Genomic DNA, 25,428 nt, shown 5'->3' with positions numbered 1-25,428 from the left:
TCGCCCCAGGGTAGGTGCTCACCCCGAAACCCAGCCCATTGCACGCAAATTGCGCCCAAGGCAAAAAAACGCAAATAGCGGTGAATTATTTCATGTCCGCTTGTATCTGAACTGACAGAGCGGTGCCATCGCAACGATGGCACCTCCCCTGTTCTGTTTTAGAGTGGTCCGCATGAAATTACGTAAGAAAAGCGTCAAGCCCATCGGTTTGAAAGACATCACCATTGTTGACGACGCCAAGATGCGCAAGGCGATCACCGCCGCCGCACTGGGTAACGCCATGGAGTGGTTCGACTTTGGTGTCTACGGGTTTGTCGCCTATGTATTGGGCAAGGTGTTCTTCCCCGACGCCTCCCCCAGCGTACAAATGATCGCGGCACTGGCGACGTTCTCCGTGCCGTTCCTGATTCGTCCCCTGGGCGGCCTGTTCTTCGGCGCGCTGGGCGATAAATACGGACGCCAGAAAGTCCTCGCCGCGACCATTGTGATCATGTCGCTGAGCACCTTCGCCATCGGCCTGATTCCCGGGTACGCCTCCATCGGCATCTGGGCACCGATCCTGCTGCTGCTGTGCAAAATGGCCCAGGGCTTCTCGGTGGGCGGTGAATACACCGGCGCCTCGATCTTCGTCGCCGAATATGCGCCGGACCGCAAGCGCGGCTTCCTCGGCAGCTGGCTGGACTTCGGCTCCATCGCCGGTTTCGTCCTCGGTGCCGGTGTCGTGGTGCTGATCTCCAGCGTGCTGGGCGAAGCCGACTTCGAGGCCTGGGGCTGGCGCCTGCCGTTCTTCCTGGCCCTGCCCCTGGGCATGATCGGCCTGTACCTGCGCCATGCGCTGGAAGAAACCCCGGCGTTCCAACAGCATGTCGACAAGCTCGAACAGGGTGACCGCGAAGGCCTGACCCATGGCCCGAAAGTGTCGTTCAAGGAGATTGCCACCAAGCACTGGCGCAGCCTGCTGACTTGCATCGGCATCGTCGCGGCCACCAACGTGACGTACTACATGCTGCTCACGTACATGCCGAGCTACCTGTCCCATAACCTGCACTACTCCGAAAACAGCGGCGTGCTGATCATCATCGCGATCATGGTCGGCATGCTGTTCGTGCAGCCGTTCATCGGTTTTGTCAGCGACAAGATCGGCCGCAAGCCCTTCATCATCGCCGGCAGCATCGGCCTGCTGTTCCTGGCCATTCCGGCCTTCATGCTGATTACCAGCGGCAAGACCGGCTTGATCTTCGCCGGCTTGCTGATCCTGGCCGTCGTGCTTAACTTCTTCATCGGCGTCATGGCGTCCACGCTGCCGGCGATGTTCCCCACGCACCTGCGCTACAGTGCCTTGGCCAGTGCGTTCAACGTCTCCGTATTGATCGCCGGCGTCACCCCTACCGCGGTGGCCTGGCTGGTGGAAAGCACCAACGACCTGTACATGCCCGCCTACTACCTGATGGTGTTTGCGGTGGTCGGCCTGATCACCGGCCTGACCATGAAGGAAACCGCCAACAAACCCCTGCGCGGCGCCGCACCGGCTGCGTCGGACATGGAAGAAGCGAAGGAGTTGCTGCAGGAGCATCACGACAATATCGAGCAGAAAATCGAAGACATCGACGCCGAGATTGCCGAACTGGAAGCCAAGCGCCAGAACCTGGTGCAGCAGCATCCGCGTATCAATTAAGACCTGACCAAGCGTGGTGGCAAGGGCCGCCACGCCAGTGGAGTGTTCAACCATGCTTCCAAGCTTCACCGCCGCACACGCGTTACTCAGTGCCGACGAACGCGCTGCCATCGCCGAAATCGAAGCCACCACCAGCATCCTGCAATTGGTCACCCGCCTGACGGGCATGCGCTTTGCCGGCATCGCCAAGTTCACTGACCTGGAATGGATTGTCTGTTCAGCGCACGACCCCTTCGACATGGGCATTCATGCCGATGACGTGCTCGACCTGGAAACCACCCTGTGCAGCGAGTTCTGCATCAACCCGCAGACCCTGTTCATCCCGCAGGTCAGCGCCAATGGCCGCTTTGCCACGCGCCCGGTGGTCAAGCAATACGCCATCGAGAGCTACGCCGGGGCGCCGATCTTCCTGCCGGATGGCCGCCTGTTCGGCGCACTGTGTGCGCTGGATTCCCGGGCGATGCTGTTTGACGACCCCAACCTGCCGGAAACCCTCAGCCTGTTTGCGCGGCTGATCGGCTGCATCTTCTACGCTAACTTGACGCCAGCGGACCGCTGACCGGCGCTTTGCCGCGCAGCATGGCCATATCGCGCTTGGGCGGCACACCAAACAGCCGGCTGTACTCGCGGCTGAACTGCGACGGACTTTCATAGCCGACCTTGAACGCCGCGCTGGACACGTCCCGATGCTCGTTCAACATCAAACGCCGCGCCTCGTTGAGGCGCAGCCATTTCTGATACTGCAGCGGGCTCATCGCCGTCAGTTGGCGAAAGTGATGGTGAAAGGTCGCCGCGCTCATCTGCACGCGCGCGGCCAGTTCGTCCACGCGCAGCGGCACGTCGTAATTGAGCTTGAGCCAATCGATCGCCCGCGCAATCCGATAACCCTGCCCGTCCACGGAACAGATCTGGCGCAGTCGGCCGGCCTGGTCGCTCTGCAATAGCCGGAAGTGAATCTCGCGCTGGATCAAGGGTGCGAGCACCGGTATCGCTTCGGGCTCATCAAGCAATTCAACCAGGCGCGCAAAGGAGGCAAGCATGGCGCCGGTCACCACACCAATCCCCACACCTTTCATCACCGCCCGCTCACGCGTTGGCGGCAACTCCCCCTGGGCGATCAACTCGGCCAGGATGCGCAGGTCGAGCTTGAAGGTCAGGCCCAGGCACGGGCGGGTCGGGCTGGCGACCAGCACTTCGGAGTTGGCCGGTATATCCAGCGACGTGACCAGAAATCGTGCCGTGTCATACGGGTACCCCTCGCCGCCGACCCACAGCCGCTTCTCACCCTGGGCAACCAGCACGATGCTCGGCTCGACCATGCACACCACGGGTGTCGCGGGCTGCTCACGCCGATAAAAGCCCAGGCCAGGGATGGGCATGGGGTAGTCGCCGGGTACGCAGACCCTTGAGCCGATCGCGTGGACCAGCACGTCCAGGGGCGTTTGATTGATCTTCATAAAGGGCCCTTTGCTCTGATCGTTGGACTTTACCCCGACCGGCCCGCTTGCGTCCCCGGCAATCCGCCAGACTCAGAGGATCAGGCAAGTAATCCAGTGGAACGCACTACAGAACCCTCAGCCACGCCGGGAAAATGTGCCGACCCCCTTCTCAAGGATCCATCCATGAAAAGCCTCTTGCTCACCCTGAGTCTGCTGGTGATTTCGTTCTCTTCTCTGGGAGCCGACATGTCCAACGGTGCAAACAACTTCTACACAAGCGACAAGGTGTCCGTCGAAAAAGTCACCTTCAACAATCAATACGGCATGCCGGTGGCGGGCAACCTGTTCGTGCCCAAACAGCTCGCCCCGGCCTCGAAAAACGCCGCGCTGATCGTCGGCCACCCGATGGGTGCCGTAAAGGAACAGAGCGCCAACCTCTACGCCACCAAAATGGCCGAACAGGGCTTTGTCACCTTGTCGCTGGACCTGTCGTTCTGGGGCGAAAGCGCAGGCACACCACGCAATGCGGTGCTGCCCGACCTCTACGCCGAAGACTTCAGCGCCGCCGTGGACTTCCTCGGCACCCGGCCGCTGGTCGATCGTGAGCGCATCGGCGTGATCGGCATCTGCGGCAGCGGCAGCTTTGCCATCGCGGCGGCCAAGATCGACCCGCGCCTCAAGGCCATTGCCACGGTCAGCATGTACGACATGGGCGCCGCCAACCGCAACGGTCTCAAGCACGGCATGACAGCGGAACAACGCCGGCAGGTGCTGGTGCAGGCGGCCAACCAGCGTTACGTGGAATTCCAGGGCGGCGAGCCCCTCTACACCAGCGGCACGCCGCTCAAGCGGACCGGCAACCCGATTGGCGATGAGTTTTTCGATTTCTACCGCACACCGCGCGGCGAAGTCACCCCGGCCGGCGCGTCGCCGCAGACCACCACCATGCCGACGCTGACCAGCAACGTGAAGTTCATGAACTTCTATCCGTTCAACGACATCGAGACCATTTCCCCTCGCCCGTTGCTGTTGATTGCCGGTGCCGATGCCCACTCCCGCGAGTTCAGCGAAGATGCCTACAACCGTGCCGCCGAGCCCAAGGAACTGGTGATCATCCCCAACGCCGGCCATGTGGACCTCTACGACCGGGTCAACCTGATCCCCTTCGCCAAGCTCACCAGCTTCTTTAAAAGTCACTTGAAGTGATCTCGATAAACCCTCACGCGCCCCGCTGGGGCGCCGTCTTCGCCCTGTCCCTGGCGGCCTTTGCCCTGGTGGCCTCGGAGTTCATGCCGGTGAGCCTGTTGACCCCGCTGGCCGCCGACCTGGGCATCAGCCAAGGCCAGGCCGGCCAGGGTATTTCGGTGTCAGGCCTGTTTGCCTTGCTCACCAGCCTGATGATCGCCCGAGTGGCGGCGCGCATGGATCGCAAGCGCCTGCTGGTCGCGCTGACCTTGCTGATGATCGTGTCCGGCAGCGTGGTAGCGTTCGCGCCGAACTACCTGATCTTCATGCTCGGCCGCGCCCTGATCGGCGTGGCCATCGGCGGCTTCTGGTCGCTGTCGGCAGCCACCGCCATGGGCCTGGTGCCCGAGGGCCAGGTGCCGCGCGCCTTGGCTATCGTCAATGGCGGTAACGCACTGGCAACCGTGATCGCGGCACCGCTGGGCAGTTTCCTCGGTGGTTTGATCGGCTGGCGTGGCGCGTTTTTCTGCGTGGTGCCGGTGGCCGTGGTCGCGGTGCTGTGGCTGCTGCTGAGCCTGCCGTCGATCAAGCCCCGCAGCCAGGCCGGCAACGGCCACCTGTTGCGCTTGATCAAGCGTACCCCGGTGGCCCTGGGCATGCTGGCCGTCAGCGTGTTTTTCATGGGCCAGTTCATGCTGTTCACCTACCTGCGACCCTTTCTGGAAGGTGTTACCCAGGTGGGTGTATCGCTGCTGTCGTTGATGCTGCTGGTGCTCGGCCTGGCCGGTTTGGCCGGCACACTGCTGATCGAGCGTGTCCTGAAGAACGGCCTGTACCCCACGCTGATCGCCATTCCCGTATTGATGGCGGTGATCGCCCTGGCGTTGGTCGCATTCGGCAGTTCGCCCGTTATCACCGGCGCGCTGCTCTGTGTGTGGGGCCTGGTAGCCACCGCCGCGCCGGTGGGCTGGTGGACCTGGCTGGCAAAAAACCTGCCTGAAGATGCCGAGGCAGGGGGCGGCTTGATGGTTGCCATCATCCAACTGGCAATCGCCGCCGGGGCAACGCTGGGCGGTGTGGTGTTTGACCTGTGCGGCTACCAGGTGACGTTTGCCTTGAGCGCCGCACTACTGTGCATGGCGGCGATACTCGCCTGGGCCGCTGCGCGGGTCAGTCAACGCGCACTGTCGATGATCTGCCCGCCATCCGGTGTCAGGCTGTAGCCGGTGATGAACTGCGCATCCTGGCTGGCCAGGAACAGCGCCACCGGCGCGATGTCGTCTTCCGGCGAGCCATAACGCCCGAGCACATTGGTGGGTGCCGGCGCGTCATAACTATCACCCCAGGTATCGGCCACCGGCAGCAGGTTATTGACGGTGATGTTATCCACGCCCCATTCCCGCGCGGCCGAGCGGGTCAGCGCGCGTACCGCTTCCTTGGCCATGTTGTAGGGCGCGTAGCCTTGCAGGCCGATGATGCCGGCCAGCGAACCGAAGTTGATCACCCGCCCTGCGCCGCTGGCCTTGAGGTACGGGTAGCAGGCTTGCATGGTGCGCAGGTAGGCGATCGGGCCCATGTCCAGGTTGCGTTGCAGTTGTTCGACCGGCAACTCGAGCACCGAGGAAAACACCACGGACGGGTCGAATGCGTTATTGACCAGAATGTCGATGCCGCCATAGGTGGCGACGACGTTCGCCACCGCTGCGCTGACCTGCGCCGCATCAGCCAGGTCGCACACCACGCCGAGCGCCGTGCCGCCTGCGGCCTGGATATCGGCCACCACGCGCGCGACGTTTTCCGGGGTGCGCGACACCACGGCGACCTTGGCGCCCTGGGCCGCGAACAGCTTGGCCGTGGCGCGGCCGATACCACGTCCGGCACCGGTGACAATGGCGACTTTTGCGTTGAGTCGGGACATGTGTTTTCTCCAGTCTGTGAGGGATGAATTTCAGCTAAGATCCCCGCCGAGATGAATTCGCACAAGTAGGATGAAAAAGTGGCAGTCAGTATGGAAAACCAGACTAAAAGCGTTGAAAAGCTGAATATGCATGAAGAAATGCGGCGTGCATTTTCACTGCTCAGCGGCAAGTGGAAACTGGAAATCATGTGGCTGTTGAACCAGCGGGTCTATCGGTTCGGCGAGCTGCGCAAGACCATCGGCGGCATTACCCAACATATGCTCACGGCCCAACTTCGCGAGCTGGAAGACGATGGCCTGGTGACCCGCACGGTGTTCGCCGAAGTACCGCCCCGGGTCGAATATGAAATAACCGCCAAAGCCCGCGCGCTCGCGCCGACCCTGCAGGCGCTGATGGCGTGGTGGGCTGAATACGGCGACAGCCTGCCGGTGAAGCCGCCATCCCGAGGGCGCACCGCGCTTCAACGCCCGCCAACACCGAAGCGCTAAGTTTTTTACCCGCGCCGCCGATAACCCGTCATACCAATGACTTGCAGCGACGTCCTGCGGGAAACCATGCCGAACTCTCTCGCCCCTATCGTCCGCACCTTGTCCGACCGCAGCAGCCTGTCGCTGGCGCGCACGTCGCTGTTCAATTTCGTGGCGTTGCTGGCCCTGGTCTTTGCCGCCGCCGCCTATTCCCTGGTTTACCTCGCGCACGAACTGGATCACTCCGAACAGCAGGAAAGCGCGTTTTATACGCGTAAAGCCGTGCAATCCCTGGAGAAGTCCCTGCGGGTGACTGTCAAGGACTACGCCTTCTGGAGCGACGCCTACAAGCACCTGCACATGACCGTCGACAGCGACTGGGCCTATGCGCGCGGCAACGTCGGCGCCACGCTGTATCAGGACTTCGGTTTCCAAGGCCTGTTTGTGGTCGATAACGACAATCGCACGGTCTACTCGGTGATCAAGGGCGAGCTGCAAAGCATCGAGCTCTCGCAGTGGCTCGACCAGCCCTTGACCGAAATTATCGAGCAGGCGCGTGCCGGGGCTGAAAACGAAACACCGGTCACGGCGTTCATCAATGTACGCGGCAGCCCGGCACTGGTGGCCGCCGCCGCGATCACACCCGGCACCGACCCCACGGTAGTGCCCGATGGCCGGCCGGCCTCGGTGTTGATCTTCGTCGATGTCCTCAACAGCGCCAAGTTGCACGCAATCGGCGATGAGTTCGGCGTGGGCAAGCTGCATGTGGCCACGCCCGATGACATCGGCCAGACCCTGGTTTTCCCCCTGGGCGACAACGGCGCCGCCGGCAGCCTGCACTGGGAACCGGCCCGGCCCGGCCTGCGCTTGATGGGCGTAGGCCTGCCGCTGCTGGGCCTGGCCGCGTTGCTGGTGTGCCTGATGACCTGGGTGATACTGCGCCGCACCACCGCCGCCGCCCTCGCCCTGGATGCCAGCCACACCTCGCTGCAAGACAGCCAGGCCGCCCTGGCCACCAGCGAGGCGCGCTTTCGTGACGTGGTGGAGGCCAGCTCGGACTGGGTCTGGGAAATCGATGTCGGCTGGCGTTTTACCTACCTGTCGGAGCGTTTCGAAAGCGTCACCGGCCTGACCCGGCAAGCCTGGCTCGGTGCGGCCATGAGCGACCTGCTGGACACCGAGGCCGACCTGCTGTCGCAGTGGCTGAGCACTCCGGGCCGGCGCGTGGACATCAGTGTGCAATGCCGCTATATCGATGCCCAGGGACAGGAGCGCACAACCCGGCTGTCGGCCCGGGAAATGCCCTGTGGCGGGTTTCGCGGGACGGCCACCGACGTCACCGAAGAAGTCGAAGCACGTCGGCGCATCGAGTACCTGTCTCAACACGACGCCCTGACCGGGCTGCCCAACCGCACACGCCTGCAGGCGTTCCTGGACGGCAAACTCAAGGCCCTGCCCAGCGCCGAGCAGCCGCTGGTGATGCTCAGCCTCGACCTGGACCGCTTCAAGCCGGTCAATGACCTGCTCGGCCACGCCGCCGGTGACCGGGTGCTCAATCAAGTGTCCGGCCGCCTGGCCGCCTGCGTGCGCCACGGCGACCTGGTGGCCCGCGTCGGCGGCGATGAGTTTGTGCTGATCCTCAGCGACGCCGGCAGCCAGGATGAAGTCGAAAGCCTGTGCCTGCGCTTGATCGAGTCCATCGAGCAGGCGATCAAAATCGACGAACAAGAGGTGTTTATCAGTGCCAGTATCGGCATTGCCCTGGCGCCCACCGATGCCCGCGATGCCACCGAACTGCTGCGCTACGCCGATATCGCGCTGTATGAGGCCAAGGCGGCCGGGCGCAATACCTGGCGCTTTTACTCCGGGGACATGAATACGCGGATCATCGAGCGGCGGCGCCTGGAGAGCGATCTGCGCTTTGCGATCAAGCACGCCGAACTGCGCCTGCACTTCCAGCCGCGCTATCGCATCGCCGATGGGCAGATGGTCGGGGCCGAAGCCCTGGTGCGCTGGCAGCATCCGGTACGCGGGCTGATCGCCCCGGACACCTTTATTCCGATTGCCGAAGAATCGGGGCTGATCCTGGCGCTGAGTGACTGGGTACTGGCAACCGCGTGTGCATGCGCGGCGCAGTGGCCCGACACGCTGTTCGTCTCGGTGAACCTGTCACCCACCGAGTTCAAGCGCGGCAACCTGGTGGAGCGCGTGCGCCACGCCCTGGGCGCCTCAGGTATCGACCCTGCGCGCCTTGAGGTGGAAATGACCGAAAGCGTCATGCTCGAGGACGCCGTCGGCGCACTTGAAGTGATGCGCACACTCAAGCAACTGGGCATCCGCATTGCCATGGATGACTTCGGCACCGGCTATTCGTCCCTCAGCTACTTGCGGGCGTTCCCGTTCGATGGCCTGAAAATCGACCGCAGCTTCCTCACCCGGCTGGAGGAAAGCGAGGATGACAAGGCGATTATCCAAGCCATTGTCGGCTTGGGCCGTGCCCTTGCCCTGACGGTCACGGCCGAAGGCATCGAAACCGCTGAGCACCTGGCCATGCTCAAAAGCGTGGCGTGTGAAGAAGGCCAAGGCTACTTCCTCAGCCGACCGCTGGATATCGACGCATTCAACGGCCTGCTGGACGACTACTGCGCCGACGTCAGCGGAAAAAATGACTCGGGGTCTTGCCAAACTGTTTCTTGAACATGCTGGTAAATGCGCTGGGGCTTTCGTAGCCCAGCTCCAGGGCCACGTCGATAATCTTCTGCCCCACCGCGATACGCTCCAATGCCAGCAGCAGCCGCGCCTGCTGGCGCCATTGGCCGAAAGTCATGCCGGTGTCCTTGCGGAACAGGCGCTGGATGGTTTTCTGGTCGAGGGCCAGGCGCTCGCTCCAATCCGCCACGGTGGAGGCATCGCCCGGGTCCTCCTGCCACGCCAGGCAGATCTGCTGGATCCGCAGATCGGCGGGCTGCGGCAGCGACAGCGGCAAGGCCGGCAACAGCGCCAGCTCGTCGAGGATCAGGTGCATGATCCGCGCATCGCGGGAGTCTTCGGCATAGGGCGGTTTCAAGCTCACGGAGGCCTTGATCAGCTCGCTGAGCAGCGGCGAAATACTCACCGCCTTGGTCTCGGTCGGCAGGTTGGGGAAACTGTCGGGGCGCACGAACACGCTGCGCATTTTCAGGGCGCCCACGCAGCGCAGGGAGTGCACGTGCCCGCAGGGCATCCAGAAGCCGCGATTGGGCGGAACCGTCCATTGGTTGTGCGCCGAATGCACCACCATCACGCCTTCGGTGGCGTAGAGTAATTGATGCTTTTCGTGACTGTGGTCGGGGATCACCCAGTTTTCCGGATAATCGGTGGCCGAACTGATGACGGCCCAGTCGCCCTCATCGATTTCCTGCAAAAATTTATCCAGTGATTTGATCATTTCGCCCTTTTTACGATGGTTGCCTCCCGAATTACGCGAGACAGGCATTCCTGGCGAATCTAGCATAAGCTCTGAAACAAATTGAAATGGGCAGCCTGCTCAAGTACTCGCTGCCCCTGTTCGCTGCCTTGTATGGAATGCCTGCATGTCGACCCTGACCGCATCACCTGCCGCCACCTCGAGTCCGCCCCACGTAAGCCCGTTAGTCCTGCGTATCCTCGGCGCCTGTGCCCTGGCGCACCTGATCAATGACCTGATCCAGGCCGTATTGCCGTCGATCTACCCGATGCTCAAGGCCAACTATGGCCTGACGTTTACCCAGGTCGGCCTGATCACCCTGACGTTCCAGCTGACCGCCTCGCTGCTGCAACCCTGGATCGGCTACCACACCGACCGGCATCCCAAACCGTGGCTGCTGCCGGCGGGCATGGTCTGCACCCTGGTCGGCATCCTGATGCTGGCGTTTGTCGGCAGCTTCCCGGCGATCCTGCTGGCGGCAGGCCTGGTGGGCGTCGGCTCGTCGACCTTCCACCCGGAAACCTCGCGCGTCGCGCGCCTGGCCTCCGGCGGGCGCTATGGCCTGGCGCAATCGACCTTCCAGGTCGGCGGCAACACCGGCAGCGCGTTGGGGCCGTTGCTCGCGGCGGCGATCATCATTCCTTACGGCCAGGGCAACATCGCCTGGTTCGGGCTGTTTGCCGTGTTCGCGATCCTGGTGCTGTACGGCTTGAGCCGCTGGTACCGCAACCACCTCAACCTGTTCAAGCTCAAGCAAGGCGGCAAGGCCACCCACGGCTTGTCCAAGGGCCGCGTGACGTTTGCCCTGGTGGTGCTGGCGGTGCTGGTGTTCTCCAAGTACTTCTACATGACCAGCCTGACCAGCTACTTCACGTTCTACCTGATTGAAAAATTCCACCTGTCGGTGTCGAGTTCCCAGATGTACCTGTTCCTGTTCCTCGGTGCGGTGGCCGTGGGCACCTTCGCGGGCGGGCCGATCGGCGACCGGATCGGGCGCAAGAAAGTCATCTGGTTCTCGATCCTCGGTGCCGCGCCGTTCACCCTGGCCCTGCCCTACGTCGACCTGTTCTGGACCGCCGTGCTCAGCGTGGTGATCGGCTTTATCCTCGCCTCGGCGTTCTCGGCCATCGTGGTGTTTGCCCAGGAACTGGTGCCGGGCAATGTCGGCATGATCGCCGGGATCTTTTTCGGCCTGATGTTCGGCTTCAGCGGGATCGGCGCGGCCTTGCTCGGACTGCTCGCCGACAGCCACGGCATCGAATACGTCTACACACTGTGCTCGTTCCTGCCACTGGTGGGCATCCTGACGATACTGCTGCCGTCGACCAAAGGCGTCTAGACCGCCGATCATCGGATGGCTGTATGCCATTATCGTTTGGGCTCTGAAAAACCTGCGTGTGCGCTTACAATCCCCGGCTTCAACGCACACCCAGGCAGACCCGGCACGAAATGACGCTCGACCCTCCTACGATTTTGGCACTCACCGTTGCCCTGGCCGCTGCTGCTGCCCTGTACCTGGCCATAGAATGGCGCAGCGTGCGCGAACCTTCGCTGCTGTTCTGGAGCGCCGGTTTCGCCACCATCACCGTCGGCTCCACCCTGGCCCTGCTGCGCATCAATGGCTACCTGCTCATCGGCATCTGGTTTGCCAACGGCTTGCTGGTGGTCGCGCACTGCCTGTTCTTGCTCGGGGTCGCGCGCTTTACCCAGGTACGCCTGTCGCCGCGATGGTGGCTGCTGCTGGCCGTGTGGCTGGGCATGCTGATGCTCCCGACCGACCTGCCGTGGTCCAAAGCCATGTTGGGCGTGCAGTCGCTGCTGGTCGCACTGCCGACCCTGCGCGCCAGTTTCCTGCTACGGCCCCACGGCCGATCATTGAGCATCGGCGCGGTGCAACTGCGTTATGTGCTGCTGATCCACGGCATGTTCTACGTGGCCAAGGCGCTGTCGGTGGTGATCCCCGGCACCTTGATCGACCTTGCGGCGTTCAAGGGCGAGATCATCCAGGTGTCCCTGGTGGAAGGCGCCATGGCGATCATGCTGATTGCGCTGTCGATGACCGGCTCGGAACGCTACCGCCGCGAACAGCAGATCGCCCGCCTCGCCGCCCGCGACCCGCTCACCGCCCTCTACAACCGCCGCGCCCTCGACCTGCGCGCGCCGCGCCTGCTGGCCCAGGTGTCGGCGCAACAACCGGGCGCCCTGCTGCTGATCGATATCGACAACTTCAAGTCGGTCAACGACCTCCACGGCCATACCGCCGGCGACCGTGTGTTGATCGCCTTGAGCGAGATGATTCGCGCAGTCGTACCCCGAGGCGCGCTGGCCGCACGTTTGGGCGGTGATGAGTTTGTGATCCTGCTCAACCCGGCCTCGACCGAGCAGATCGTCGAACTGGGCAGCAGCCTGCGCGAGCAGTTCCAGCAACTGGCCGCACAAACCTTCGCCACGCCCGCGCCGGTGACCCTGAGCATCGGCGCCACCCTGTTCGACCAGCCGCCGGCCAGCCTGGCGGCGCTGATCGAACAGGGCGATACCACGCTGTATGAATCCAAGCGTGGCGGACGGGACAGCATTCGGCTGGTGGATCGGACCGGGGCCTACAGGTCGTAACTGACCGCCACACACCTCCCCGTCCTCACCGACTCCAACGCACAATCGGCCAGATGCAGCGCATACAACCCGTCGCGCACACTGGTGGGCAGTGCCTGGCCGCTGTTCAGCGCATCGATAAACCGGGTCAGCTCATTGCGATAGGCATCGGCGTAACGCTCCAGGAAGAAATGCTGCAACGGTTCCAGCGCTTCGGTGTGGTCGGCGCTCCAGTGGCGCAGGGTGCTGGGGCGATGGTTGTCGGTGAGCAGCACGCCAAGGGCGCCGGAGACTTCCACGCGCTGGTCGTAGCCGTACACCGCCTGGCGGCAGCAGTTGATATGGCATTGCTTGCCGGAGGCGGTACGCAGCAGGACCATCACGCTGTCGTAGTCGTCGATCTGTTCCAGGCTCGGGTCCACCAGGCGGCTGGCAATGGCGCTGACTTCCACCGGTTCTTCGCCGAGCAGGTGGCGGGCGGTGTCGAAGTCGTGGATGGTCATGTCGCGCAGGATGCCGCCGGAGTGTTCCAGGTAATCCCGCGGCGCCAGGCCTGGGTCGCGGCTGGTGATGATCACCTGGCGCACCGCGCCGATCTGGCCGGCATCCAGGGCCTGGCGCAGGCGCAGCATGTCGGGGTCGAAGCGGCGATTGAAGCCGAGCATCACCTTGCCGCCCTGGCGTTCCACGGCCTGGGCGGCGCTGCGGGCCTTGGCGATGTCGAGGTCGATGGGCTTCTCGCAGAGTACCGCCTTGCCCTCGGCGACGGCGGCCAACAGCAGGTCGATATGGGTGTCGGTGGGGGTGCCGATGACCACGGCGTCGATGTCTTTGCGCGTGAGGACCGCGGCACAATCGTAGGCCGCCTCGCAGCCCAGTTGGCGGCTGAGGGCATCGACGCCTTCGCGCCAGGGGTCAGCCACCAGCACCAGCGTGGCATTCGGGTGGGCGGCGACGTTGGCGGCGTGGATCCTGGCGATGCGCCCGGCACCTAGAACAGCAATACGTAGCATGGTTGAACTCCTGATGTTGTTGTTGGAGGGAGTACTCAGTCCGGCAGGTTGAACGGGGTGACGATCTGCACCTGTGACGGCGCAATCGGCCCGGCCTTCCACAACCGGTGGTAGTGCAGGATGTGCAGGAACACGTGGCGGGCATCGATCTGCAGGTTGTGGTCGATGATCGCGGCGATTTTTTCGTCCAGCAGCAGTTGGCGGTTTTCTTCGTCGAGGTCGTGGCCGATAAACACCTCCAGCGGGCGACCCAGGGCGGCGAAGGCGTCGACAATCGCACGGTTGCCGCCACCGACGCTGTACACCGCCTTGAGGTCGGGATGCTGTTGCAGCGCCTGGGTGACCCGCTCGAAGGTGCGCGGGTACACGCCATAGCCGCCGCTGACGTCCAGCACCCGCAGGTGCGGGGCACGCCCGCGCAGCCAGGCGCGAAAGCCCATCTCGCGCTCCTCCTCGCCCCGGAACAACTCGCTGCCGATCACCACCGCCACGTCCTGGGGCAACGCCGGTAGCCAGCGCGACATCAGGTAGGCGGCGGTCTGGCCGGCGGTGCGGTTGTCCATGCCGACGTAGCCGATGCGTTCGCTTTGCGGCAGGTCCGTCACCAGGGTCACCACCGGGATGCCCGCTGCGATCAGGTGCTTGACGGCCTGGTTCACCGCCGGTTCGTCGGCGGCCTTGAGCACCACGCCCTGGCTGCCGGTGTCGAGGCAGCGCAGCAACTGATCGTGCATGGCCTGGGGCTCGATTTCTTCGAACAGGTGAAAACGCGGGGCGATGCGAAACGGCGCCAGGCTGGCCAGTTGCGCGGTGATCGCCGCCTGCACCGCGGCGCTGAAACGCTGAGGGGTGTGCATGATCACGTCGACATGGAAGGTGCGCCCTACCGCCAGGCCGTTTTTCTCCTGGGACTCCAGTTCATCCAGCGCCTGCTCGATACGTCGGCGAGTCTGGGCGTGCACGCTGCCGCGCTGGTGCAGCACGCGGTCGACCGTGGCCTTGCTCACGCCCGCCTGGGTAGCGAGCTGCTTGATGGAGAAGTGTTTGGCGCGTTCGAGCATGGGTTTCGCCTGAGGTGTTTATGAGGTCTTTTTTAGGTATTACTGAGGTTTTGCAATGCTAGTCTCAGTTTTGTCCGGCGTCGAGCCGGGCAATCAAAACAACAACAATCCAGGAGAACCCCATGCCTCAAGCCGACCTCGCCAGTACGTTCAACGGCCAATATTTTGTCGTCACCGGCAGCACCCAGGGCCTGGGCGCCGCCGTGGCCCACACCCTGGCGCGACGCGGCGCCGCCGGGCTGATCATTTGCGGGCGGCGCCGCGCCCAGGGCGAAGAACAGGTGCGGCAGTTGGCGCAGCTGGATTGCCAGGCGTTTTTTGTCGAGGCCGACCTTGAACAGGTCGAGGATTGCCGCGCGATCATCGACGCCGCGCGCACCCACTTCGGCACCTTGCATGGCCTGGTGAACTGCGCCGGAATGTCGGACCGCGGCACCATTGTCGACACCTCGCCGGAGCTGTTCGATCGGCTGATGGCGGTGAATGTGCGGGCGCCGTTTTTCCTGATGCAGGACGCGTTGAAATTGATGATCAGCCAGGGCGTGGAAGGCGCCGTGGTGAATATCCAGAGCATCACCGGGCATGGTGGTCAATCGTTCCTCAGTGCCTATGCGGCGTCCAAGGGGGCGCTGGCGATCCTGACCAGGAACGTGGCGTTCAGTGCGCTGCGCAACCGGATCCGCGTCAACGGCCTGAACATCGGCTGGATGGACACGCCCCATGAGGATCAAATCCAGCGCCAGTACCACGGCGCCCAGGACGGTTGGCTGGCTGAGGCTGAACGCGCGCAGCCGTTCGGTCGCCTGCTCAAGCCCGAAGAGGTGGCGCAAAGCGTGGCGTTCCTGCTGTCGCGCGAGTCGGGGATGATGACCGGCGCGGTGATCGACCTGGAACAAGGCGTGGTCGGCTGCACTGACAGCGGCAGCCCGCAGCCCTTCAAGGCCCTGAGCCTGGGAGGTGAGTAATGTCGGCATTTGCGACAGCGCAGGATGTACGCATTGAGGATTTCAAGCGGATTTGCGCGCAACAGGCGCGTGCCGAGGACTATCCCCTGGCTGCGGAAGTGCTCGGCAACGTGCCGGTCTATCAGGCCCGCACCTTGCGCAACAGCGACCGCCACACGGTGATGAATGAGCTGCACCGGTTGTTTCGCGATGGATCGGGCGTGATGGTGGTGCGCCGCGCCTATGAGGACCTGGAAGTGGTGGATCGCCACAGCCAGGTGTTCGAGGCGATCTTTGCCCAGGAGGCCGCCCAAGGCGTGGCCGCCGACCATTTTGCCAAGGCCGGCAGTAACGGGCGTATCTGGAATTCATTGCAGAAGGCCGCGCTGCAGTCGCCGCAATCCTTTGTGGAGTATTACGCCAACCCGCTGCTGGGGCTGATCGCCGAGGCATGGCTGGGCCCGAGCTATCAGGTAACGGCGCAAGTGAACGTGGTGCACCCCGGCGGCCAGGCGCAACAACCGCACCGCGACTATCACCTGGGCTTCCAGACCACCGAGGTGGTGGAGCGCTTTCCCCTGCCCTTGCATGTGCTGTCCCAGTACCTGACGTTGCAGGGCGCCGTGGCCCACTCGGCGATGCCGCTGGAAAGCGGCCCCACCCAGTTGCTGCCGTTTTCCCAACAATACGCCCTGGGTTACCTGGCCTGGCGGCGCCCCGAATTTATCGAGCACTTCCAGCAGCACGCCGTGCAACTGGCGCTGGACAAGGGCGACCTGCTGTTTTTTAACCCGGCGCTGTTCCACGCCGCCGGCACCAACCGCACGGCCGGCCACCAGCGCATGGCCAACCTGCTGCAAATCTCCTCGGCCTTCGGCAAGCCCATGGAAGCCCTCGACCGCGACCGCATGATGCTGGCGGTGTACCCGGCCCTGCTGGCCAACACGGCCCTGGATGCCCAGGCAATTGCAGCGGTGGTGGCCTGCACCGCCGACGGCTATGCCTTCCCCACCAACCTCGACACCGACCCACCCTTGCAGGGCCTGGCCCCGCAAACCGGGCAACAACTCATGCTGCAAGCCCTCGACGAACGCTGGGCGTATGAGGACTTCGCCGCGGCCGTGGCGCAACTGCGGGCCAAGCGCCAGGCGTGATGCTTTAACAACAACAAAAACAACGGAGCACAACCATGAAGAAGCAATTCCTTGCGGCACTCTTGACCCTCGCCATCACCCCCTGGGCGCTGGCCGATATACGGATCGGCGTGAGCATCGCCCAGGTCGACGACGTGTTTCTCGCGCAAATGCGTGACTACATGGCCGCCCACGCCAAGGAACTGCCCGGCGTGACCCTGCAATTCGAAGACGCCCAGGGCGACGTGGTGCGCCAGCTTAACCAGGTGCAGAACTTCACCGCCCAGGGCATGGACGCGATCATCGTCAACGCCGTAGACACCGCCGCCACCCAGAAAATGACGGTCAATGCCCAACAGGCCAGGATCCCGCTGGTGTACGTCAACCGCCGCCCCGAGTTCAAGGAAGTACCGCCGGGGGTTGGCTATGTCGGCTCGGATGAGATCAAGGCCGGTGAAATCCAGATGCGCTACCTGGCCGAGAAAATGGGTGGCAAAGGCAACCTGGCGATCATGCTCGGGCTGCTCTCCAACAACGCCACCCACAACCGCACGCAGGGGGTCAAGAACGTGCTCAAGGACTATCCGGGTATCAAGATCGTCGAGGAGCAGAGTGCCGAATGGCAGCGCAGCAAGGCGATTGACCTGATGAACAACTGGATCGTGTCCGGGCGCAAAATCGACGCCGTGGCGGCGAATGCCGATGAAATGGCGATTGGCGCGGCCATGGCGATCAGCCAGGCCGGCATGCAACCGGGCAAGGATATTCTGGTGGCCGGCAGCGATGGCGGCGCGGCCGGGCTGGATGCGGTGAAGAAAGGCCAGTTGCTGGTGACGGCGTATCAGGACAACAAAGGGCAGGCCGTGGGCTCCATTGACCTGGCGGTGAAGATGGTCAAGAAACAGCCGTATGACGCCGAGCTGACCATTCCTTACCAGCAGATCACCAAGGACAACTACCAGGCATTCCTCAACCCATAAACTTCATTGTGGCGAGGGAGCTTGCTCCCGTCGGGCCGCGAAGCGGCCCCAGCTCTTTGTTTGAAAAAAACGGGACTGCTGCGCAGTCCAACGGAAGCAAGCTCTTATCAAACTTAAAATAACTCACTGATTTTAAAGGATTAAAGTTTCACACTGAAGTCTTGAGTCCTGCATAAATAATTTCAGGCGAGCGCATTCTTGTGGTGAGCGGGCTTGTCCCGCGTTGGGCTGCGCAGCAGCCCCAAAACCAGGTGCAGAGGAGTGTCTGATACACCACATTTGTCTTCATCAGGGGCGCTTCGCACCCCAACGCGGGACAAGCCCGCTCACCACAGAGGTCCCAGTTTGCTGCGCGACAGCGCGGCGTCGAAGACGGGGTGGGGCCTCCCTCGCCACAAGTAGACCCGTCAGCCCTGACGTTCCGCGCGTCGCACAACCCCATTTACGACGATATAAAGCAACGGCCCCACCGACACGAACACCGCCGTCAGCAAGAAATACGGCAGCACCGACGCCAGCGACCGCCCCCGCGCCCGTGCATCCCTGGCCTGGCAACGGGCAAGCCGCGAGGCGCTGGACAACCCTGTGCTGGCCGCTCTACTGGCGAGCCTGCCCGCCCCCGCCCATACCACGCCGCCGCCTGAAATGCCGCCGCTGGTGTTGACCCGCGTGCACACCAGCCGGGGCGAGCTGAGCTTTCTGTCCACCTTCACCACCTTCGGCATGCCCCAGGACATCACCCTCGCCTCCCTGCGTATCGAGCATCTGATTCCCGCAGACGATGCCACCTGGCAGGTGATGCGTGCCGCCCATGGGGAAAATGCCGCACTGGTTTTGTGAAATATCTGTCCGTAGACTGCCGCCATACCTCAACTTAAGGCGGCGAAGAAAACGTCATGCAAGTTACCGAAGTCTCCATTGCCCAATTGCGCGCGGCACTCGAATCCGGCCAGACCACGGCCATTGAACTGGTGCAGGCTTACCTCGCGCGGATCGATGCCTACGACGGTCCGCAGACCGCCACCGCACTCAACGCCGTCGTCGTGCGCAACCCCGACGCCCTGAAGGAAGCCGAGGCCTCCGATGCACGCCGGGCCAAGGGCGAAACCCTGGGGCCACTGGATGGTATTCCCTACACCGCCAAGGACAGCTACCTGGTCAAGGGGCTGACCGCCGCCTCCGGCAGCCCGGCGTTCGCCAAGCTGGTCGCCCAGCGCGATGCCTTCACCATCGAGCGCCTGCGCGCCGGTGGCGCCATCTGCCTGGGCAAGACCAACATGCCGCCGATGGCCAATGGCGGCATGCAGCGCGGCGTGTATGGACGCGCGGAAAGCCCGTATAACGCCGACTACCTCACCGCGCCGTTCGCCTCCGGTTCATCCAACGGTGCCGGCACCGCCACCGCCGCCAGCTTCGCCGCCTTCGGCCTGGCGGAAGAAACCTGGTCCAGCGGCCGTGGCCCGGCGTCCAACAATGGCCTGTGCGCCTACACCCCGTCCCGTGGGGTGATTTCGGTGCGCGGCAACTGGCCGTTGACCCCGACCATGGACGTGGTGGTGCCCTACGCCCGCACCATGGCCGACCTGCTGGAAGTGCTCGACGTGGTAGTGGCTGAAGACCCGCACACCCGTGGCGACCTGTGGCGCCTGCAGCCGTGGGTGCCGATCCCCAGCGTCGCTTCGGTACGCCCGGCGTCTTACCCTGAATTGGCGGCGACGGCCGAATCCCTGGCCGGCAAGCGCTTCGGCGTGCCGCGCATGTACATCAACGCCGACCCCGAGGCCGGCACCAGCGAAAAACCCGGCATCGGCGGCCCCACCGGCCAGAAGATCAACACCCGCGCCAGCGTGATCGACTTATGGAAGGACGCACGCCAGGCCCTTGAAGCCGCTGGTGCCGAAGTCATCGAGGTGGACTTCCCACTGGTGTCCAACTGCGAAGGCGACCGCCCCGGCGCGCCGACCGTGTTTACCCGTGGCCTGGTGTCCAGGGAATTCCTGCACGATGAACTGTGGGAACTGTCGGCCTGGGCCTTCGATGATTTCCTGCGCGCCAACAACGACCCGGCCCTGAACCGCCTGGCCGATGTGGACGGGCCGAAGATCTTCCCCCACGACCCCGGCACCCTGCCCAACCGTGAGGACGACCTGGCCGCCGGCATGGACGAGTACGTGCGCATGGCCGAGCGCGGCATCACCCCGTGGAACGAGATCAGCACCGTGCCCGATGGCCTGCGCGGCCTCGAGCAAACCCGGCGGATCGACCTGGAAGACTGGATGGACGGCCTTGGCCTGGACGCGGTGCTGTTCCCGACCGTGGCCGATGTGGGCCCGGCGGATGCCGACGTGAACGAAGCCAGTGCCGATATCGCCTGGAGCAATGGCGTGTGGGTGGCCAACGGCAACCTCGCCATCCGCCACCTGGGCGTGCCCACCGTTACCGTGCCCATGGGCGTGATGGCGGACATCGGCATGCCGGTCGGGCTGACCTTTGCCGGGCGCGCCTACGATGATTCGGCATTGCTGCGCTTTGCGGCGGCGTATGAAGCCACCGGCAGCAAACGCCTGATCCCGCCGCGCACGCCGCCGCTGGCGACAAACTAACTGATTCACTGTGGGAGGAGTGTCAGTTGATGCATCGGTGGCTGACCCACTGCAATCGGGAGCAAGCCCCCTCCCACAGTTCTAACCGCATTTCAAGTCAGGCCATATAGGGCATGGCAATCAGCAGGATTGCCGTGCCATGGGCAGGCCGTAGTTGAACAGGACGACCAGACCCTGGCTGACCATCAGTCGTGCGCAACCGCGATCATGTCGATCTCCACCGCCGCCGACTTCGGCAGTTGCATCACCCCCACCGACGTGCGCGTATGCACCCCAGCACTGCCGAGGATCTCGTGCAACAGGTCCGACGCGCCATTGGCCACTTCACTCTGCTGATCGAAGTCCTCGGCGCTGCGCACATACACGGTGATGCGCGGGATGGCCTTGACCCGGTCCAGCGAACCGAGTGCCTGCTTGAGCAGGCCCAGGCAGCGCAATGCACTGATGCCGGCGGCGATTTGTGCCTGGGCCAGGGTCAGGGTGTCACCGACTTTACCCGGCAGCATGATCGTGTCGCCGACGCGAGGGATCTGCCCGCTGATGTACAGGTGGTTGCCGTCGCGCACCAGCGGCGTGTAGTTGCCGCCGACTTTGAATTCATCCAATTGATAGCCGAGGCGTTGTTGCACGGCTTGGTATTTTTCATCGGGCGTCATGGGCGTGCTTCCTCGTTGTGTCGTTGCCATTCATCCACCACGTCGCCCATGGTCTTGGGCGTTGCGTTGCGAATCCAGGCCATGAAAGGCCGGTCGAACTTGAACCCCGGCCCACAGTGTTCAAGCATGAAGCGTCGCACGTTCTTGGTGTTTTTATAGTGTGGGGTCACGGGAGTGGCGCGGGTGATGGGGTCGCTGTGCCAGTCAACATCCATTTTGTCTCTCCGGGATCTGGGGGGCGGGCAGTAGCATAGCGATGTGCTACTTGCACCGGAAGCGGGGTTTAAGCCAAACGAGGTGTTGAGACATCGTATAAGAAACTCAGATGTTCACCCCCCCTTTAAACGCCAATCCTTTCGAGATATTTCAAATTTTTCTTTCCTTCCCTGGGGAAAATATTGCATGGTTGTACGATGACTTAACGAGTCATATCCGCCCCCAACAACAATAAGGAAACACCCATGCAAAACGTCAAAGTGCTGATCGGATTTCTGTGCCTGTTCAGCGGCTATGTGGCCGCCGCCCCTGCCGCCGACAAAGACGTCGCCCAAGCAGTCGACCACCTCACCCAGGCCATGCTGCATAAAGACCTCAAGCAGCTCCAGAGCCTGACCGCCGAGAACCTCACCTACGGCCACTCCAGCGGCAAGATCCAGAACAAGCAGGAATTCATCGCCGACATCGAGACCGGGCGCAGCGGCTTCAAGACCCTGGAAATGCAGAAACAGACCATCACCCTGAGTGGCGATACCGCCCTGGTACGCAACCACTTCTCCGCCCTGGCGGTGAACAGCGGCAAGGAAGTGCCCACCGAAATCGAGAACTTCCAGATCTGGCAAAAACAGAAAGGCCACTGGCTGCTGATCGGTCGCCAGGCGTTTAAATTCTGATGGCTAGCGGTGGGCCATCGGGCTCACCACTGCACCACCTTGCGCACCTTCAGCAACGCCTCGCGCAGCGCCGGCATGTCCACCGAGCCCAAGGCCAGGCGCAACGCATGGGGCACGTGGGCCGAGACGGCGAAGGGCTCAGCGGTGGAGACGGAAATGCCGTCGCGCTGCAAGGTCATGGCGACTTGATCGGCGCGGGCCTCTTCCGCCAGAGGCAGCCACAAGAAATACGATGACGGGTGGCTGGTGTAGGCCAGCCCCTTGAGCACCTGCGCCGCCAAGGCTTGCCGCGCCCGCGCATCCTGGCGCTTTTGTGCTTCAAGTTGCGCCACCGTGCCATCCTCGAGCCAGGCCACCGCAATCGCACTCATCACCCCCGGCACGTTCCAGGTGGTGGCCATGATGGTGCGTTCCAGTGCTTTGACCCAACCCGAAGGGGCAGCGATAAACCCCACGCGCAGGCCGGTCGCGACACTTTTCGACAGCCCGCCCACGTAGACCGTGCGCTCCGGCGCCAATCTCGCCACGGGCAGCGGCACGTCCTCGGCCAGGAACGCGTAGGCCGCGTCCTCAATAATCATCAGGTTGTGCTCACGGGCAATCGCCACCAACTGCTCGCGCTGCGCCAGGCTCAGCACCCAGCCCAACGGGTTATGCAAGGTTGGCATGCTGTACACGGCACGCACCGGACGCTTGCGGCACAGGCTGTGCAGGTGGTCCAGGTCCGGGCCGTCGGCGGTGACCGGGATGGCGACAATTTCCAGGTACAGGGTCTCGGCCAGCACCTTGAACCCCGAATACGTCAAGGCGTCGACGGCGATCACATCACCGGGCTTGAGCAAGGCCATCATGGTCACGGCCAACCCGTGCTGGGCGCCGCTGACCACCAGCACCTGTTCGGCCTCGACCGTCAGCCCTCGATTCAACAGGTGCCGCGCGACAGCGGCGCGCTCATGCAGGCGACCGGCGTGGGGCTGGTAACGCAGCAGCGCGTCGAGGTCGCCGGACAGTGCCAACTGGCGCAAGGCCGTGCGCAGCAAGTCGGCCTGGCCGGGCAAGGACGGGTAGTTGAAATTCAGATCGAGCATGCCCGCCGCCACACTCATCTGCCCGCTGCCCTGCCCCGGCGGCAGCGAGATTTCGCGCACGAAGGTGCCTCGGCCTGTTTCGCCGCTGACCAGGCCCATGGCCTCCAGCTCGGCGTACACCCGGCTCGCGGTGACCAACGCCAGGCCATGCTCGGCGGCCAGTTGGCGGTGGGTCGGCAGTCGCGTGCCGGGAGGCATGCTGCCTGAGCGAATGGCCTCGGCGAAGCTGTCGACCAACGACTTGTAGCGGGCACGGGGCATAAGCGATGTATCCATGACAATTTTTTGATTGTCTTTATCTTCAACCCTAGGATGCCTGCCACGCAACTCATCCTTTTCGGACCCCCCTTATGGAACGTACAGCTCCCCTCAGCAACCTCGACACCCGCACCCAAGGCTGGATCAACGGTTTCATCGGCGTAGTGATCTTCAGCGGCTCGTTGCCGGCCACGCGCCTGGCGGTGATGGAATTCGACCCGGTGTTCCTGACCATGATCCGCGCCGCCATTGCCGCGCTGCTGGGGCTGGCCTTGCTGGGGCTGTTCAAGGAGCAACGCCCCGCGCGCCAGCAATGGATGCCCCTGGCCATCGTCGCCCTCGGCGTGGTGATCGGCTTTCCTTTACTCACCGCGCTGGCCCTGCAATACGTGACCTCCGCGCACTCCATCGTCTTCATCGGCCTGCTGCCGCTGGCGACCGCCGTGTTTGCTGTACTGCGTGGCGGCGAGCGTCCACGCCCGGTGTTCTGGCTGTTTTCGATCCTCGGCAGCCTGCTGGTGATGGGGTACGCCTTCGCCCAGGGCTTGAGCGCCGCACCGGCGGGTGACGTACTGATGCTGCTGGCGGTGCTGGTGTGCGGCCTGGGGTATGCCGAAGGCGCCAAACTGTCGCGCAGCCTGGGCGGCTGGCAGGTGATCTGCTGGGCACTGGTGGTGTCGTTGCCGGTGGTGGTGCCGTTGAGCCTGGTGCTGGCGCCGTCGAGCGTCAGCGGCATCAGCCTGCCGGCCTGGCTGAGCCTGGGCTATGTGTCGCTGTTCAGCATGCTGATCGGCTTTGTGTTCTGGTATCGCGGCCTGGCCCAGGGTGGCATCGCCGCCGTCGGCCAATTACAACTGCTGCAACCGTTCTTCGGCCTGGCGCTGGCAGCGGGCTTGCTGCATGAACAGGTCAGCCTGGGCATGCTGCTGGTGACGGTCGCGGTGATCGGCTGCGTGGCCGGGGCCAAGCGGTTCGCGCGCTAACGCTGGGGCGCGACCATCTTGAACTTGATGTTGATGTCGTCGGACACCACGCTGTTGCCGGCCCATTCGCCTTCGCCGATCCTGAAGTCGCCGCGCTTGAGGATGAACTCACCGTCGAACACGCCAATGCCATCCAGCTCCTTGAGCACCACGTTGACCGCCACCGGGCGCGTGGTGCCCTTGATCGTCAGGTTGCCGCTGATGTTGAAGCGGTTATCCCCCAAGGCCTTGACAGCGGTGGACTCATACACGCCCACCGGATAGGTCGCGGTATCGAACCACGAGGCCCGTTGCAGCTCGTCGTTGGCATCGGGGCTGCCGGCATCGATACTCGCCAGCTGGATCTTGAGCAAGGCATGTCCGATTTCGGGCTTCTGCGTGTCAAAGCTCAGCGTGCCTTCGAAGTCGCCGAAGGTGCCATACACCCGCTGCCCCAACTGCTTATAGGTAAAACTGATCTGGCTGGCGGTGCGATTGACGTCGGTGTACTCCGCCGCCTGGGAACAGCCGATAGCACCCAGGACCAGGACCAACGGGAGAATTCGACGCTTCATGCCACACTCCGCAAAAAAAAGGATGTATTCCCATCAGGTGCCTGTCCTGCTAAACAGATTAGCCGCTCACAACAATAAGGACGCTGCATGCCCACCCCTTCTCTACAGGACATCACCGCGCCGGAAGGCATCTGCTACGGCTGCGGCGGCAGTAACCCCCATGGCTTGCATATCAAGAGCCGCTGGGATGCCGATGGTGTCCATCTCATCGCCGAACATCACCCCGAGGCAAAATACAGCGGCTGGCCCGACCTGGTCTACGGCGGCCTGATCGCCATGCTGGTGGACTGTCATTCCAACTGGACCGCCATGGCCTACCACTACCGTGCCGAACAACGCGAACCCGGCAGCCTTGCGCGGGTCGAGGGCGACGTGGGTCGCAAAAGCCGCGTGGTCTGCGAGGTGTACGCCGGCGAGGTGCTCACGGCCATCGGCGATTCGCTGTTCGTGCGCGTCGACACCCGCGAACTGGCTGCGGCCGCCCATGGCCGTGACGGCTGATCCTGGTCTACATTGACTGGCACCGCTAATCGAGGACCGAAC

The 25,428-nt window shown here is 63.4% G+C and carries 24 protein-coding genes and 2 pseudogenes; 16 read left to right on the top strand and 10 right to left on the bottom strand.

The genetic code is table 11. The annotated features are described in order from the left end of the window. Positions 1-172: 172 nt before the first annotated feature. Both proP and BB029_RS30340 read left to right on the top strand, forming a co-directional pair. Positions 173-1,675, top strand: coding sequence for a glycine betaine/L-proline transporter ProP (gene proP / locus BB029_RS30345; RefSeq protein WP_027608499.1), 1,503 nt, complete (start codon positions 173-175; stop codon positions 1,673-1,675). A gap of 52 nt (positions 1,676-1,727) precedes the next feature. Then, positions 1,728-2,234, top strand: coding sequence for a GAF domain-containing protein (locus BB029_RS30340; protein WP_027608500.1), 507 nt, complete (start codon positions 1,728-1,730; stop codon positions 2,232-2,234). Here the strand turns inward: BB029_RS30340 and BB029_RS30335 are convergent. Then, on the bottom strand, positions 2,209-3,132 hold the full coding sequence (locus BB029_RS30335) for an AraC family transcriptional regulator (RefSeq protein ID WP_065942080.1): 924 nt from the start codon (positions 3,130-3,132) through the stop codon (positions 2,209-2,211). The genes BB029_RS30340 and BB029_RS30335 overlap by 26 nt on opposite strands. Before the next feature lie 165 nt (positions 3,133-3,297). On the opposite strand from BB029_RS30335, the gene BB029_RS30330 reads away from it, so the two are divergent. Both BB029_RS30330 and BB029_RS30325 read left to right on the top strand, forming a co-directional pair. Then, a complete protein-coding gene (locus BB029_RS30330) occupies positions 3,298-4,320 on the top strand; it encodes an alpha/beta hydrolase (protein WP_065942079.1) in 1,023 nt (340 codons plus the stop codon). Then, positions 4,317-5,522, top strand: coding sequence for an MFS transporter (locus BB029_RS30325; protein WP_065942078.1), 1,206 nt, complete (start codon positions 4,317-4,319; stop codon positions 5,520-5,522). Before BB029_RS30330 ends, BB029_RS30325 begins: the two co-directional genes overlap by 4 nt. Here BB029_RS30325 and BB029_RS30320 read toward each other — a convergent pair. Continuing rightward, positions 5,474-6,217: an SDR family NAD(P)-dependent oxidoreductase gene (locus BB029_RS30320; protein WP_065942077.1), complete on the bottom strand. Its 744-nt coding sequence runs from the start codon at positions 6,215-6,217 to the stop codon at positions 5,474-5,476. The genes BB029_RS30325 and BB029_RS30320 overlap by 49 nt on opposite strands. A 138-nt stretch (positions 6,218-6,355) precedes the next feature. Between BB029_RS30320 and BB029_RS30315 the strand changes: the two genes are divergently transcribed. Continuing rightward, complete coding sequence (locus BB029_RS30315) at positions 6,356-6,706, top strand: helix-turn-helix domain-containing protein (RefSeq protein WP_199275504.1); 351 nt, start codon at positions 6,356-6,358, stop codon at positions 6,704-6,706. Positions 6,707-6,772: 66 nt separating this feature from the next. Continuing rightward, the gene (locus tag BB029_RS30310) at positions 6,773-9,382 is read left to right on the top strand and encodes an EAL domain-containing protein (RefSeq protein ID WP_065942076.1); all 2,610 of its coding nucleotides are present in this window, start codon (positions 6,773-6,775) and stop codon (positions 9,380-9,382) included. Here BB029_RS30310 and BB029_RS30305 read toward each other — a convergent pair. Beyond that, complete coding sequence (locus tag BB029_RS30305) at positions 9,339-10,160, bottom strand: helix-turn-helix domain-containing protein (protein ID WP_065942075.1); 822 nt, start codon at positions 10,158-10,160, stop codon at positions 9,339-9,341. The genes BB029_RS30310 and BB029_RS30305 overlap by 44 nt on opposite strands. Before the next feature lie 97 nt (positions 10,161-10,257). Between BB029_RS30305 and BB029_RS30300 the strand changes: the two genes are divergently transcribed. Next, positions 10,258-11,469, top strand: a complete 1,212-nt coding sequence (locus tag BB029_RS30300; protein WP_065942074.1) for an MFS transporter — start codon at positions 10,258-10,260, stop codon at positions 11,467-11,469. 110 nt (positions 11,470-11,579) lie between these two features. Beyond that, on the top strand, positions 11,580-12,743 hold the full coding sequence (locus BB029_RS30295) for a GGDEF domain-containing protein (RefSeq protein ID WP_065942073.1): 1,164 nt from the start codon (positions 11,580-11,582) through the stop codon (positions 12,741-12,743). Here the strand turns inward: BB029_RS30295 and iolG are convergent. Next, entirely contained in the window at positions 12,731-13,735 is a 1,005-nt protein-coding gene (gene iolG, locus BB029_RS30290; RefSeq protein ID WP_065942072.1) for an inositol 2-dehydrogenase, read from the bottom strand. The genes BB029_RS30295 and iolG overlap by 13 nt on opposite strands. A gap of 35 nt (positions 13,736-13,770) precedes the next feature. Continuing rightward, positions 13,771-14,796 (bottom strand): LacI family DNA-binding transcriptional regulator, encoded by a 1,026-nt coding sequence (locus tag BB029_RS30285; RefSeq protein WP_065942071.1) that lies wholly within the window; start codon positions 14,794-14,796, stop codon positions 13,771-13,773. 122 nt (positions 14,797-14,918) lie between these two features. Here BB029_RS30285 and BB029_RS30280 point away from each other — a divergent pair, with 122 nt between their 5' ends. From BB029_RS30280 to BB029_RS30270, 3 genes are read left to right on the top strand one after another with little or no spacing between them, the layout of a single operon-like run. Then, entirely contained in the window at positions 14,919-15,761 is an 843-nt protein-coding gene (locus BB029_RS30280; protein WP_065942070.1) for an SDR family oxidoreductase, read from the top strand. Then, positions 15,761-16,894: a phytanoyl-CoA dioxygenase family protein gene (locus tag BB029_RS30275; RefSeq protein WP_065942069.1), complete on the top strand. Its 1,134-nt coding sequence runs from the start codon at positions 15,761-15,763 to the stop codon at positions 16,892-16,894. Before BB029_RS30280 ends, BB029_RS30275 begins: the two co-directional genes overlap by 1 nt. A 35-nt stretch (positions 16,895-16,929) precedes the next feature. Next, positions 16,930-17,853, top strand: a complete 924-nt coding sequence (locus tag BB029_RS30270) for a sugar ABC transporter substrate-binding protein (RefSeq protein ID WP_065942068.1) — start codon at positions 16,930-16,932, stop codon at positions 17,851-17,853. A gap of 407 nt (positions 17,854-18,260) precedes the next feature. On the opposite strand, the pseudogene BB029_RS33990 reads toward BB029_RS30270, so the two are convergent. After that, positions 18,261-18,398, bottom strand: a pseudogene (locus tag BB029_RS33990) (DUF2834 domain-containing protein); the annotation flags it as partial. Here BB029_RS33990 and BB029_RS30265 point away from each other — a divergent pair. Beyond that, positions 18,394-18,693: pseudogene (locus BB029_RS30265) on the top strand (transcriptional regulator); the annotation flags it as partial. The pseudogenes BB029_RS33990 and BB029_RS30265 sit on opposite strands and share 5 nt — an antisense overlap. Before the next feature lie 56 nt (positions 18,694-18,749). Then, positions 18,750-20,456 (top strand): amidase, encoded by a 1,707-nt coding sequence (locus BB029_RS30260; protein WP_065942067.1) that lies wholly within the window; start codon positions 18,750-18,752, stop codon positions 20,454-20,456. A 185-nt stretch (positions 20,457-20,641) separates the two neighbouring features. Here the strand turns inward: BB029_RS30260 and BB029_RS30255 are convergent, their stop codons facing one another. Beyond that, positions 20,642-21,112, bottom strand: a complete 471-nt coding sequence (locus BB029_RS30255) for a RidA family protein (RefSeq protein WP_065942066.1) — start codon at positions 21,110-21,112, stop codon at positions 20,642-20,644. After that, entirely contained in the window at positions 21,109-21,327 is a 219-nt protein-coding gene (locus BB029_RS30250; protein ID WP_065942065.1) for a DUF6434 domain-containing protein, read from the bottom strand. Before BB029_RS30250 ends, BB029_RS30255 begins: the two co-directional genes overlap by 4 nt. A gap of 246 nt (positions 21,328-21,573) precedes the next feature. On the opposite strand from BB029_RS30250, the gene BB029_RS30245 reads away from it, so the two are divergent. Further along, positions 21,574-22,002: a nuclear transport factor 2 family protein gene (locus tag BB029_RS30245; RefSeq protein WP_024075865.1), complete on the top strand. Its 429-nt coding sequence runs from the start codon at positions 21,574-21,576 to the stop codon at positions 22,000-22,002. Between the two features lie 23 nt (positions 22,003-22,025). On the opposite strand, the gene BB029_RS30240 is transcribed toward BB029_RS30245, so the two are convergent. Then, on the bottom strand, positions 22,026-23,351 hold the full coding sequence (locus BB029_RS30240; RefSeq protein WP_065942064.1) for a PLP-dependent aminotransferase family protein: 1,326 nt from the start codon (positions 23,349-23,351) through the stop codon (positions 22,026-22,028). Positions 23,352-23,440: 89 nt separating this feature from the next. Here BB029_RS30240 and BB029_RS30235 point away from each other — a divergent pair, with 89 nt between their 5' ends. Continuing rightward, on the top strand, positions 23,441-24,331 hold the full coding sequence (locus BB029_RS30235) for a DMT family transporter (protein ID WP_065942063.1): 891 nt from the start codon (positions 23,441-23,443) through the stop codon (positions 24,329-24,331). Here BB029_RS30235 and BB029_RS30230 read toward each other — a convergent pair. Further along, positions 24,328-24,885 (bottom strand): YceI family protein, encoded by a 558-nt coding sequence (locus BB029_RS30230; RefSeq protein ID WP_065942062.1) that lies wholly within the window; start codon positions 24,883-24,885, stop codon positions 24,328-24,330. The genes BB029_RS30235 and BB029_RS30230 overlap by 4 nt on opposite strands. 87 nt (positions 24,886-24,972) lie before the next feature. Here BB029_RS30230 and BB029_RS30225 point away from each other — a divergent pair, with 87 nt between their 5' ends. Continuing rightward, positions 24,973-25,386, top strand: coding sequence for a thioesterase (locus BB029_RS30225; protein WP_065942061.1), 414 nt, complete (start codon positions 24,973-24,975; stop codon positions 25,384-25,386). Positions 25,387-25,428 lie beyond the last annotated feature (42 nt).

It is taken from the genome of Pseudomonas sp. S3E12 (genome assembly GCF_001702295.1).
Taxonomy (GTDB): domain Bacteria; phylum Pseudomonadota; class Gammaproteobacteria; order Pseudomonadales; family Pseudomonadaceae; genus Aquipseudomonas; species Aquipseudomonas marginalis.
This window is presented reverse-complemented; position numbering and strand designations above follow the sequence as displayed.